This window comes from Deltaproteobacteria bacterium (genome assembly GCA_016875225.1).
Lineage (GTDB): Bacteria > Myxococcota_A > UBA9160 > SZUA-336 > SZUA-336 > VGRW01.
Genome location: VGRW01000029.1, coordinates 1 through 12,202, shown reverse-complemented (window position 1 = coordinate 12,202; position 12,202 = coordinate 1). Strand labels below are relative to the sequence as shown.

General features: G+C 69.6%; 12 protein-coding genes. 9 read left to right on the top strand and 3 right to left on the bottom strand.

Going from position 1 to position 12,202, the window contains the following annotated elements:
- Positions 1 to 2: 2 nt before the first annotated feature.
- Both glmU and FJ108_09205 read right to left on the bottom strand, forming a co-directional pair.
- Positions 3 to 1,397, bottom strand: a complete 1,395-nt coding sequence (gene glmU / locus FJ108_09210) for a bifunctional UDP-N-acetylglucosamine diphosphorylase/glucosamine-1-phosphate N-acetyltransferase GlmU (GenBank protein ID MBM4336078.1) — start codon at positions 1,395 to 1,397, stop codon at positions 3 to 5.
- A gap of 89 nt (positions 1,398 to 1,486) precedes the next feature.
- A complete protein-coding gene (locus tag FJ108_09205; protein ID MBM4336077.1) occupies positions 1,487 to 2,833 on the bottom strand; it encodes an aspartate aminotransferase family protein in 1,347 nt (448 codons plus the stop codon).
- Between FJ108_09205 and FJ108_09200 the strand changes: the two genes are divergently transcribed.
- From FJ108_09200 to FJ108_09170, 7 genes are all read left to right on the top strand, one after another.
- Positions 2,769 to 3,458 carry a hypothetical protein gene (locus FJ108_09200; GenBank protein ID MBM4336076.1) on the top strand — a complete coding sequence of 230 codons (690 nt, stop codon included), beginning with the start codon at positions 2,769 to 2,771 and terminating at the stop codon, positions 3,456 to 3,458. The genes FJ108_09205 and FJ108_09200 overlap by 65 nt on opposite strands.
- 94 nt (positions 3,459 to 3,552) lie before the next feature.
- Entirely contained in the window at positions 3,553 to 5,187 is a 1,635-nt protein-coding gene (gene hflX / locus FJ108_09195) for a GTPase HflX (GenBank protein ID MBM4336075.1), read from the top strand.
- Between the two features lie 5 nt (positions 5,188 to 5,192).
- Positions 5,193 to 6,191, top strand: a complete 999-nt coding sequence (locus FJ108_09190) for a ketoacyl-ACP synthase III (protein ID MBM4336074.1) — start codon at positions 5,193 to 5,195, stop codon at positions 6,189 to 6,191.
- Between the two features lie 158 nt (positions 6,192 to 6,349).
- Positions 6,350 to 6,718 (top strand): hypothetical protein, encoded by a 369-nt coding sequence (locus FJ108_09185; GenBank protein ID MBM4336073.1) that lies wholly within the window; start codon positions 6,350 to 6,352, stop codon positions 6,716 to 6,718.
- 40 nt (positions 6,719 to 6,758) lie between these two features.
- The gene (locus FJ108_09180; protein ID MBM4336072.1) at positions 6,759 to 7,928 is read left to right on the top strand and encodes an acyl-CoA dehydrogenase; all 1,170 of its coding nucleotides are present in this window, start codon (positions 6,759 to 6,761) and stop codon (positions 7,926 to 7,928) included.
- Between the two features lie 36 nt (positions 7,929 to 7,964).
- Positions 7,965 to 8,756, top strand: a complete 792-nt coding sequence (locus FJ108_09175) for an SDR family oxidoreductase (GenBank protein ID MBM4336071.1) — start codon at positions 7,965 to 7,967, stop codon at positions 8,754 to 8,756.
- Between the two features lie 47 nt (positions 8,757 to 8,803).
- On the top strand, positions 8,804 to 10,234 hold the full coding sequence (locus FJ108_09170) for a hypothetical protein (protein MBM4336070.1): 1,431 nt from the start codon (positions 8,804 to 8,806) through the stop codon (positions 10,232 to 10,234).
- Between the two features lie 19 nt (positions 10,235 to 10,253).
- Here FJ108_09170 and FJ108_09165 read toward each other — a convergent pair whose 3' ends face one another.
- Positions 10,254 to 11,426, bottom strand: a complete 1,173-nt coding sequence (locus tag FJ108_09165; protein MBM4336069.1) for a DUF2961 domain-containing protein — start codon at positions 11,424 to 11,426, stop codon at positions 10,254 to 10,256.
- A 67-nt stretch (positions 11,427 to 11,493) separates the two neighbouring features.
- Between FJ108_09165 and FJ108_09160 the strand changes: the two genes are divergently transcribed.
- The gene (locus FJ108_09160; protein ID MBM4336068.1) at positions 11,494 to 11,931 is read left to right on the top strand and encodes a hypothetical protein; all 438 of its coding nucleotides are present in this window, start codon (positions 11,494 to 11,496) and stop codon (positions 11,929 to 11,931) included.
- Positions 11,928 to 12,202: alpha/beta fold hydrolase (locus FJ108_09155; protein ID MBM4336067.1), on the top strand; the 275-nt coding region annotated here is incomplete at its 3' end. The genes FJ108_09160 and FJ108_09155, both read left to right, overlap by 4 nt.

Sequence of the window (12,202 nt, the reverse complement as noted above, 5' to 3'; positions counted from 1 at the left end):
CGCTAGCCGTGTTCGCCGTCGCCGAAGCGCTTCTTGCGCCAACCCTCGATCACCCGCTGCTGTGCGCGTGCCACCGCGAGCGATCCGCCGGGAACCGGCTTGGTGATGGTCGATCCCGCCGCCACGTACGCTTCGGCTTCGATCGAAACCGGCGCGATCAGATTCGAATTGCAGCCGATGAAGGCGCGGTCGCCGATCGTGGTTCGCGTCTTCTTCGCCCCGTCGTAGTTCACGGTGATCGCGCCGCAGCCGATCGTGACTCCCGCGCCGACGTCCGCGTCCCCGATGTACGACAGGTGATCGGCTTTGGTGCCCGGTCCGAGCACGGAGTTCTTGATCTCGACGTAGTTGCCGACGCGCACGTCCTCGCGCAGGTCCGCGCCCGGCCGCAGGTGCGCGTTGGGGCCGACCTCGCAGCGGTCCCCCACCTTGGAGCGCTCGAAGAAGCAGCCGGGCTTCACGTGCACGAAGTCGCCGATCGCGGAGGCCTCGATCACCACGCCCGGGTCGATGCGGCAGCCCGAGCCGATCCGCGTGCCTGCGCGGATCGTCACGTTCGCGCCGAGCACGGTGTCCTCGCCGATCCGCACGTCGACCTCGACGTAGGTCGTGGCCGGATCGGCGAGCGTGACGCCGTCGAGCATCAGCTGCTCTGCGATGCGCTCGCGCAGCAGCGACTCCGCGCGCGCGAGCTCCTTTCGCGTGTTGATGCCGAGCGACTCGCGCCAGTCCTCCGCTGCGCACGTCTCGACCGGGTGGCCCGAGGCGATCGCGAGCTCGACCAGGTCGGTGATGTAGAACTCCGACTTCGCGTTCTGGTTCCCGACGCGCGCGAGCAGCTCGAAGAGCGTCCGCGCGTCGGCCAGGTACGCGCCCAGGTTCACCTCGCGCACGGATCGCTGCGCCTCGGAGCAATCGTTCTGCTCGACGACTCGAGTCACGCGGCCGCTAGCGTCGCGGATCACGCGCCCGTACCCGGTGGGGTCGGGCATCTCCGTGACCAGGATCGCCAGGCCCGCCTTGCGCGACTCCCAGGTCTTCCGCAGCGCGGCGAGCGTGCGCGCGCGGTAGAGCGGGTGGTCGCCGTTCATCACCAGCACCGGGCCGTCGTGATCCGCCAGCGCCGTGCGCGCCTGCAGGGCGGCGTGCGCCGTTCCGAGCTGCTCGCGCTGGAGCACGAGCTCGACGTCCTGCTTTGCCACGGCCTCGCGGACCTCGTCCGCGCCGGAGCCCGTGACCACGATCCGGCGCGCGGCGCCGAGCTCGCGGCCGAGCTCGAGGGCGTGCATCAGGATGGGCCGGCCGCAGACCGGATGCAGCACCTTGGGCAGACGCGAGCGCATTCGCGTGCCCTTGCCCGCCGCCAACAGGACCAGCGCCAGATCGCCCCGAGCCATCGATTCACTCCCGATTCCGCGATGATCGGCCTCGATCCACCGCGTCCTGAGGAAGTCTGCGGAAGTCGGCGCCGGCGCGCAGGCCTGGCTCAGTCGACCGTGCCGTACGAGCTCGCACCCTCGCCCGCGCCCTGCCCGCGAACCCGCGCGACGGCCGAGCCCAGCTCGGCGAGGAACTCGTCCAGCACGCGCTCGTGTACGGCGTTCACGGTCGCGTGCAGGCTGGGCGGAGGCCCCTGCTGATCGAGCACCCAGCCGCGCGCCGCGAGGCTCCGTCCCAGGGCGAACGGGTCCACGCCGTCGGTGCCGGTGAAGGCGACGAGCGTCGCCTGCGGCTCGGCGAGCAGGCGCAGACCCTTCGTCGCGCGGATCGCGTCCGCGAGCCGCAGCGCCGTGGCCCGGGCGCTCCGCGTGAGTCGCAGATAGCCCTCCTCGCCAAGGTGAGTCATCACCGCCCAGGCCGCGGCCATCGCGCCGCCGGACTTGGTTCCGAGCACGCCGGAGCTGCCGTAGGTTCCCCCGAGCCAGTTCTGTGTCACGAAGGTCTGGTGGCGCCGAAGCTCCTTCGAGCGGTGCACGATCACCGACGCGCCCTTCGCGGTGTAGCCGTACTTGTGCAGATCGACCGAGATCGAGGTCACCCCGGGAACGCGGAAATCCCAGCGCGGGATCGGCTCGCCCAGGCGCTCCAGGAACGGCAGCGTCATTCCGCCCATGCACGCGTCGACATGGCAGCTTACGCCCGCCCGCTCGGCGAGCCCCGCGAGCGCCTCGATCGGGTCGACCACGCCCTGCGGGTACTGCGGAGCCGAGCCGACCACGAGCACGGTGTTCGGATTGATCGCCCGTGCGGTCGCGTCGACGTCGGCGCGGAAGTCCTCACGCACCGGCACGCGCACCGACTTCACGCCGAAATAGTGCGCGCCCTTCTCGAAGGCGGCGTGCGCGCTGGTCGGCAGCACCATCTCGGGGGCGGCGATGCCGCGCTCCTTGCGGCCGCGCTCGCGCGCCGCGAGCACCGCCATGAGCAGGCTCTCGGTGCCTCCCGTGGTCATGAATCCGGCGGCGCCGTCGCCGCCGTTCACGAGCGCCGAGACCATCTCGACCACCTCGGCCTGGATCCTCCGCAGGCTGGGAAACGCGTCGGTGTTGAGCGCGTTCTCGCTCGAGAAGCGCGCGTACGCGTCCTTCGCCAGCGCCGCGACCTCGTCTCCGGCGAAGTACGCCAGGCTGAACGCGCGCCCGCGGCGCCAGTCGACGTCCTTCGCGCGCATCGCTTCGAGCTGGCTCAGCACCTCGTCGGCCGGGGCGCCGCTGCGTGGCAGTGACACGCGCGCGATCGTAGCAGAGAATCGCCCCCGATCGGCCGTCATGAGAACCCGCACACCGACGCTTCTGCTCGCGCTCGCAGTCTCGATCTCGAGCTCCGGCTGCATCGTGGTCGCGCGCGAGACCTACACGTCGCTGCGGGGCGCGGGCGCGGTCGCGCTCGAGCCCGCCGAGCGCTTCGAGGTCTCGCCAGGACGCCCCGGGCACTCGCTGTCGCAGTCGCCCTCGCTCGCGCGCGCGAGCTTCGGCGCCGGCGCGAGCGTCACGGCCGCGGTCTGCGATTGGGACGAGGGCGTCTGGTTCGTGGTCTTCCCGCCGCTGCCGGTTCCGCTGCTCTCGCCCGGTGACTCGGCCGGCCGACCGGGCACGACGGTGGTTCGGCTCTTGCTCGACGCCCCCGGCACCTGGCGCACGAATCCCGTGGAACACGCGCTCGTCGGCGCCGCGGACGTCCGATCGGTTCCCGACCGCTACAAGCTCGTCACCGCGCGGATCGACGAGTCGCGCGAGCCCTGCGCGGCCGAGGTGATGGCGCGCGGATCGAGCGACGGCGCGGAGCTCGCGATCTACGGCAGAGCCGAGCTCTGGCTCTCGTTCCCGACGCTCGACTGGCCCGAATCGCCGCGCACGCTCGAGCTCGGCGGGCTCTCTCTCGACGGGCAGCCGCTCCCGTCGGTCCGGCTCGAACTCGAATCCGGCTCGCGCTGGTTCTGGTACCGGGCCCTTCCCTGAAGCAGCCGCGGCCGCGGCCGCGGCGCAAGAAGCTGCTACCCATTCTCGATCGCCATGCCGAGCTCGTGCGCAGCATCGGCTGAAAGGGGAAGAGATCTCCGACCTCTACGGTCAAACCTACGGACTCAAGGCCAGCCAGCTCCGCCGGCTGGAGAGCCTGTACAAGCGCAAGCGGCCGCGCGAGCGCCTCGTCACGCAGGAGTTCGCGCGCCAGCTCTCCGAGCTCTCGTTCGAGTGCGGGCGCCAGATCGGCGTGCTGGCCGGCCGCGGCGGGCGCGTCGAGTACGTGATGGTGGGCGACGCGTTCTCCATCACGCTCCCCGACTTCAAGCGCGTGCGCGCGGGCGCGGGGCGCTTCCGCGGACTGCGCTGCATCCACACCCACCTCGGCGGCGAGCGGCTCACGCAGGACGATCTGACCGATCTCGCGCTGCTCCGGCTCGACGCGATGGTCGCCGTGCTCGTCGACGATCACGGCCTGCCCGACCGGATCGACTACGCGTCGCTGCAGCCGCCCGACGACTCGGGCGAGACCGTCACCCGCCACGATCCGGTCGCGCCGAGCCGGCTCGACTTCGACTTCCTGGAGTGGATCGAGGAGCTCGAGGGGCGCTTCGGCGAGGCGCAGAAGGGCATCGCGGTCGAAGGCAAGGGCGAGCGCGCGGTGCTGGTCTGCGTCCAGCTCGGCAACGATCCGTTCGCCGACGAGCGCTGCGACGAGATGCGCGAGCTCGCGCGCACGGCGGGCCTGCAGATCGTCGACGTCGTGCGCCAGCGCCGACCGCGACCGGACCCGCGCTACCTGGTCGGCCCCGGAAAGCTCGAGGATCTGGTCACGCGCTTTTGGCAGCGCGGCGCGACGCTGGTGCTCTTCGACCGCGACCTGACGCCCGGGCAGCTGCGCGCGATCACCGACCGAGTCGAGGCGCGCATCGTCGACCGCACGCAGCTGATCCTCGACATCTTCGCGCAGAACGCGCGCACCAAGGAAGCGAAGCTCCAGGTCGAGCTCGCGCAGCAGAAGTACCGCCTGCCGCGGCTCGCCGGCCAGAGCGAGGGAATGAGCCGGCTGCAGGGCGGGATCGGCGGGCGCGGGCCGGGCGAGACCAAGCTCGAGACCGATCGCCGGCGCGTGCGCGACCGCATCACGCATCTCGAACGCAGCCTGAAGGAGGTCACGCGACAGCGCGAGACCCGCCGCGCCCGGCGCAAGAGCGAGGGCCTGCCCGTGCTCTCGATCGTCGGCTACACCAACGCCGGCAAGTCGACGCTGCTGAACCGCCTGACGAAGAGCGAGGTGCACGCCGCCGACGCGCTGTTCGCGACGGTCGACACCTCGGCGCGAAGGCTGCGCTTCCCGCGCGAGCGCGACGTGATCATCACCGACACCGTCGGCTTCATCCGCGATCTGCCGACCGAGCTCGTCGCCGGCTTCAAGTCCACGCTCGAGGAGATCCGCGACGCGACGGCGCTCCTGCACGTGATCGACGCCTCGAATCCGCAGATCGAGCAGCAGATCGACGCGGTGCGTCGAATCCTCACCGAGCTCGGGCTCGACGACAAGCCGGAGATCCCGATCCTGAACAAGTCCGACCGGATCTCTCCGGAAGAGCGCGATAGTCTGGCGACGCGCTTCGACGGCGTAGCCATATCGGCCTTGAACGGCGACGGCATCGAGGAGATGCTGCGGGTCGTGGAGCGAGTGGTCTTCGAGGGAGGTGGGCGATGAGAACGATGCGCAGCGTCCGGATCGCGGGCACCGGCATGCACGTGCCGCCGCGCGTGGTGACCAATGCGGATCTCATGAAGCTCATGGATACGAGCGACGAGTGGATCCAGCAGCGCACGGGAATCGTCGAGCGGCACCACGTCGACGCGGGAATGGGCCCGGCGGAGATCGCGCACCTGGCCGCCCGGCAGGCGATTTCGAACGCGGGGATCGCGCCGGAGCAGATCGACGCGATCGTGGTCGCGTCGCTCTCGCCGCAGCACGACTTCCCGGGCATCTCCTGCTTCCTGCAGGACCACCTGGGCATCGCGGGCTGTCCGGCGATGGACGTGCGCTGTCAGTGCACCGGATTCCTGTACGCGCTGCAGGTCGGCGAGCTCTACGTCGCATCGGGCCAGTACGACCGGGTGCTGGTCGTCGGCGCCGAGGTGCACTCGACCGGCATCGACCTCAGCACGCGCGGCCGCGACGTCGCGGTGATCTTCGGCGACGGCGCGGGCGCGGTCGTGCTCGAGGCCTCGCCCGACCCCGAGCGCGGGATCCTCTCGGTCCACACCCACGCCGAGGGCAAGTTCGCCAAGAAGCTCTGGGTCGAGGCGCCCGGCTCGTCGTTCTGGCCGCAGCGGATCACGCACCAGATGCTCGACGAGGGGCGCCAGTTCCCGGTCATGGAGGGCCGCTTCGTCTTCAAGCACGCCGTCCAGCGCATGCCGGAGGTGATCGAGGAGGCGCTCGCGCACAACGGCTGCAAGCTCGCCGACGTGAACCTGTTCCTGTTCCACCAGGCGAACCTGCGCATCAACGAGTTCGTCGCGCAGAAGCTCCAGATTCCGCCGGAGCGCACCTACAACAACATCCAGAAGTACGGGAACTGCTCGGCGGCCTCGATCCCGATGCTGCTGCACGAGTGCCTGCAGGCCGGGCGCGTCCGCGAGGGCGACCTGATCGCGATGGCGGGCTTCGGCTCCGGCTTCACCTGGGGCTCGGCCCTGATCCGCTGGTAGCGCGCCGGCTTACGACTCAGCGCGTTGTAAGGCCCGCGTCCGCGCCGGCCACTATTCGCGCAACTATCGAAGATCAAACGAAAAAGATTTTCCATTGACGCTCTGACGCATCGTGTTAGTTTCCGCCTCGTTCGGAGAAACCGAAGGAGGAAATGGATATGGCACAGACCCGAAGCAGCGGGTTCGACCGGTTCAACGACGCGCTCAAGAGCCTCGTCGAGCAGCTCCAGGATCTGCGCGAGCGCTTCGACCACCAGCGCCGCAAGGTCGAGCGCGACGTGCGCAAGCGGGCCGAGAAGCTCCAGACGCGCGTCCAGGAGAGCGACCTGTACAAGCGCGCCGAGGGCGCGCGGAAGGATCTCGAGAGCCGCGTCGAGTCGGGCCGCTCGCAGATCTACGACGTCTTTGGTATTGCCTCGAAGCACGACCCCGACAAGCTGAACAAGCGGCTGAACAAGATCTCGAAGCAGCTCACCGAGCTCTCCGAGGGCCGGTCGGCCTCGCAGACCCACAGCGAAGTCGGCTGATCTCCGCGCCTCCGGAGGCTCATCGCTTCCGGAGGCGCAGATGTCTTTCGAGCCGCTCGACTTCTACCGGATCGAGGACTCGCTCGAGCCCGAAGAGCGCATCGTGCGCGACACGGTTCGCGAGTTCGTCGAGAAGGAATTCCTGCCGATCGTCGTCGCGCACGTCCGGCAGGACGGCTCGTTTCCCATGGAGCTCGTGCCGAAGATGGCCGAGCTCGGCTTGTTCGGCGCCAACCTGCACGGCTACGGCTGCGCGGGCATGAACAACGTCGCGTACGGGCTGGTCATGCAGGAGCTCGAGCGCGGCGATTCGGGTCTGCGCAGCTTCGCCTCGGTGCAGGGCGGGCTCTGCATGTATCCGATCCACGCCTACGGCACGGACGAGCAGAAGCAGCGCTGGCTCCCGGCCATGGCCGAGGGCCGCGTGGTCGGCTGCTTCGGGCTGACCGAGCCCGACTACGGCTCCAACCCCGGCGGAATGCTGACGCGCGCGGTGCGAAGCGGCGACGGGTGGATCCTGAACGGCACCAAGCGTTGGATCACCAACGGCAGCGCCGCGCAGCTCGCGATCGTCTGGGCGCAGACCGACGACGGCATCCAGGGTTTCCTCGTCGAGAGCGGCTCGCGCGGCTTCGAGGCGCGCGACATGAAGGGGAAGTTCTCGCTGCGCGGCTCGATCACCAGCGAGCTGTTCCTGTCCGACGTGCGCGTGCCCGAAGCGAGCCGGCTGCCGGGCGTGAAGGGGCTGAAGGGGCCGCTCGGCTGCCTCACGCAGGCGCGTTACGGGATCGCCTGGGGGGCGATCGGCGCGGCGCAGGCCTGTTTCTCGGAGGCGCTCGCCTATTCGAGGGACCGGATCGTCTTCGATCGGCCGCTCGGCTCGCTGCAGATCCCGCAGCAGAAGCTCACCTTCATGGCGACCGAGATCACCAAGGCGCAGCTGCTCGCGCTGCAGCTCGGCCGGCTGAAGGACGCGGGCCGGCTCCACCACGCGATGGTGTCGATGGCCAAGATGAACAACGTCGACATGGCGCTGCAGATCGCGCGGCTCGCGCGCGACATGCTGGGCGCCAACGGCATCGTCGACGACTACTGCTCGATGCGGCACATGGTGAATCTCGAGACCGTGCGCACCTACGAGGGAACGCACGACATCCACACGCTGATCATCGGCAAGGAGCTGACGGGGCTCGACGCGATCGCCGGCTAGCGCGGCGCGGTCGGCTGCGTCGGAAATGGAGAACGGATGCCCGATCTTTCGGGGAAGGTGGCGCTGGTTACCGCGGGCGCGACGGGAATCGGCTTCGCCTGTGCGGAGACGATCGTCGCGTCCGGGGGCCGGGTGATGATCTGCGCGCGCCGCGAGGACACGCTTCGCGAGGCGGTCGGGAAGCTGGGGCCGAACTCGGCCTGGGTGGCCTGCGACGTCACCGACGACGCGTCGGTCGACGCCGCGGTCGACGCCACCGTGCGCCGCTTCGGCGCGCTGAACCTCGCGGTGAACTCGGCGGGGATCGGCTCGGCGAGCCCGCTGCTTCAGACCACGACCGCGGAGTTCGAGCGCGTGCTCGCGACGAACCTGACCGGCGCGTTCCGCTGCACGCGTGCCGAGGCGCGCGCGATGATCGAGGCGGGTGGCGGCAGCATCGTGAACCTCTCTTCGATCGCCGGCGCACTCACGCACCCGTGGATGAGCGCCTACTGCGTCTCGAAGGCGGGGGTCGACATGCTCACGCGCTGCGCCGCCGACGAGCTCGGCGAGCACGGTATCCGCGTGAACTCGGTCCTGCCCGGAATCGTGCAGACGCCGCTCGCGGCCGCGCTCGCCACGATTCCCGTCTCGCGCGACGAGTACCTGTCGCTGATGCCGATCTCTCGCATCGGCGAGCCCGCGGACGTCGCGAGGCTGGTCGCATTCCTGCTCTCCGACGAGTCGAGCTGGATCACCGGACAGCTGATTCCCGTCGACGGCGGCCACACCATCCGCAAAGGCCCGAACCTGGTGCCGCTCTTCAAGCAGCTCGCGCCGCGCGAGTAGCGCGGGCGACTCGGACAGCGGCGGCGCGCTTCACCTAGAATGCGCGCGTGCCAAGGCTACATCTCTACACCAAGCTCGCGTACGGAATCGGACAGCTCGGCGAAGGCTTCAAGAACAGCTCCTTCGAGACCTTCCTGTTCTTCTACTACAACCAGGTGCTGGGGCTCTCCGGCACGCTCGCAGGACTTGCGACGGCGATCGCGCTGATCTTCGACGCGGTCATCGACCCGATGATCGGATCGCTCTCCGACGCGCACAAATCGAAGTGGGGACGCCGACACCCGTTCATGTACGCGGCCGCGGTCCCGTTCGGGCTCACCTTCTACTTCCTGTTCGTTCCGCCGGAAGGGCTCGGGCAGACGGGGCTCTTCGTCTGGCTCACGGTTCTGGCCGTCGCGGTGCGCGCGACGATGGCCGCCTACCTGGTTCCGCACAACGCGCTGGGCGCGGAGCTGACGGCGGACTACCACGAGCGCACGGGAATCGTCGGCTATCGCACGGTCTTCGGCGTGCTCGGGGGGCTCGTGACGTTCACTCTCGGGCTCGGCTACTTCATGCGCGCGACGCCCGAGTTTCCCACCGGCCAGCTCAACCCAGCCGCCTATCCGAAGTACGCGCTCTTCTTCGCGGCCGCGTCCGTGATCGTCGTGCTCGTCTCGGCGCTCGGCACGCACTCGCGCATCCGGCACCTGCTCGAGCCGCTGCACGTGCACGGCGCGTTCAACATGCGCCGCGTCCTGCACGAGCTGCGCGACGCGCTGGCCAGCCCGTCGTTCCGCGCGCTCTTCGTCGGCGTGCTGGTCTTCTTCGTGATGCGCGGCGTTCAGATGGAGCTCGGGCTGCACGTCTCGACGCACTTCTGGGAGCTCTCGACGCAGCAGATCCTGGTGGTCGGCGTGCTCGGGGTGGCAGGGCTCGTCGTCGGCGTGCCGTTCTGGACCCTGGCCTCGCGACGCCTGGACAAGAAGCCGACGTTCCTGGCCGGAACGCTGGTCTTCGCGATCTTCGCCATGCTCCCGCTTCTGCTGAAGCTGGTCGGATTCTGGCCCGGCAAGGAGCACTCGCTGCTGTATCTGGGCGGGCTCTCGGTCTGCGGCTTCCTCGCCGCGTTCGGCGGCGCGGCGGGACTGATCTCGGCCGGCTCGATGATGGCGGACCTCGTCGACGAGCACGAGTTCGACACCGGACGGCGTCAGGAGGGAATCTTCTTCGGGGCGATCGCGTTCTCGGGAAAGGCGTCTTCGGGGCTCGGCCATCTGATCGCCGGCGTCGCGATCGACCTGATCGCGTTTCCGGAGAAGGCCGTGCCGGGGCAGGTCGCGCCCGAGATCGTGTCGCACCTCGGCATCCTGTACGGGCCGGGAATCTTCCTGCTCGGACTGGTCGCGTTCGTGTTCCTGATCCGCTACTCGCTGACCGCCGCGCGCGTGGTCGAGATCCAGAAGGAGCTCGCCTCGCGCCGCGCCGCCGCGGGCTGAAGCGCGGGGCACCGCGCGCTCAGGCGACGCCGAGCATCTGCTCCGTGTCCGACTTCTTCTCGAACGGCCGCCGCGCGATGTCGGCCGTGGCCGAGGCGAGATCGAGCCGCGGCACTGGCTGGACGTCGCGGCAGTACACGTACGCGGTCGCGCAGTAGTCGTCGACGCGCTCGCCGAGACCGTGCGCCGCGAGCGCGGGGTTGTCGCGCAGCCAGCCGCGGCCCGCGGCGGGGTTCGAGCGCGCGAATTTCTCGAAGTCGGATTCAGCGCTCTTCGGCAGCACCGCGTAGCCGATCTGCTGGATCGTGACGCGGAGATCGCGCTCGAACACGACCGGGTCGAGCACGTGCCAGCGGTAGAAGCTGGTGAAGTCGGGAATCGCGGGGCCGTCCGGCGCGCGCACCTCGAGCGGCACGCCGCCGTAGAGCGCGAAGTGCGCGCCCATTCCCCAGGCCGTGCCGACGTAGTCCTCGAGCCCGGTGCCGCAGATGGTCGGGTGCGCGCCGTCTCCGTCGCGGTAGATCTTGAGCTCCCCCTCGCCGTACCAGACGAAGTGCTCGGCGGGGAGCGGCCGGATTCCGACGCTGCAGCCCAGGTACCGCCCCGGTCCGCGCAGGCCGCTCGCGATCGTGAAGTCCTCGCGCAGCCTGGTCGGGTTCTCGCGCCGGAACGACACGTGCAGAAGCCCCGTCTCGGGCGCGAGCTCGCGCTCGAGCGTGTAGTCGAGCTGGTAGTAGAGGAACATCGGCCGCGCCGCGCCGTTGCTGAGCTCGATGCGGATGCGCCTTCGAAACGGGATCGGCAGGTAGGCATTGAAGCCGCGGCCCTGCTGCGCCGCGGTGAGCGCCGAGACGTAGTGCGCGGGGCGCCCGTGCGGCAGGCCGAAGAAATCCAGACAGGGCACCGAGATCGACGGCTCGCTCGCGCCGTCGTAGAAGACCTCGAGCACCATCGCCCGCATCCACTCGGGGCGCGCCGGGGGAAACGTCATCCAGACGTGTCGGATCGTGCCGGGCCCCTCGAGATCGGCGAGCACGACCTTCTCGCCCGGCGCGAGCTCGCGCATCGGCGCTCCCTTGCGCCCGCCGTGCGCCGTGCCGCCCGCGCCGCGGGCTCCGCTCGGGTTCTCGAACGTGACGGCGCGCGAGTCCAGCGACAGATCGATCCGCGACGGATCCCATCCGAAGTGCATGGCGCGACTCTACATGGAACCGGGAAGTCGAGGGAAGGCGCGGGCCGTGGTACCGTGCCCGACCGGGATGAGCATCCAGCCGACGAGCGTCGTGCGCCGCATCGTGGAGGACGCGCGCGCGAATCCGCGCGCCGACCTCGAATGCGAGGTGCTCGCGCCCGAGCAGCTCCGCGCGACCAGAACCGGGACGCGCCAGCGCGTCACCTGGATTCGCGCTCCGCTCGCGAGCTTCACGACCGCCTTCGAGTTCTGGACCCACGCGCTTCGCGTCTGGCTGCTGCGCGCCGGGGTGCCCGAGCGGTTCGAGCCGATCGTCGGAAACGCGCTCTGCGAGCCCCTCTCGGAGGGCGAGCTCCGCGGGGCGCTCGCTTCCCGGAACGTCGACCTGCGCGGCTCGTTCGCCAACGCCTATCGCATGCTCGACCAGGACGTGGTCGAGTCGTACGTGATCGAGACCAATGCTGAACTCCGCGCGTACTTCTGGGAGGACCTGGACTGGCTATGAAGACACTCGTTCGCGACGGCGTGCGGCTCTGCTACAGCGAATCCGGAACCGACGCCGCGCCGATCGTCTTCGTGCACGGCTGGTGCTGCGACTCGAGCTACTTTGCGCCGCAGGCCGCGCACTTCTCGGCTCGACACCGAGTCGTGTCGATCGACCAGCGCGGCTTCGGTGCCAGCGACAAGCCCGCGCAGGACTACACGATCGAGGGCTTCGCCGACGATCTGGCCTGGATCTGCTCCGAGCTCGGACTCGAGCGCCCGGCGCTGGTTTT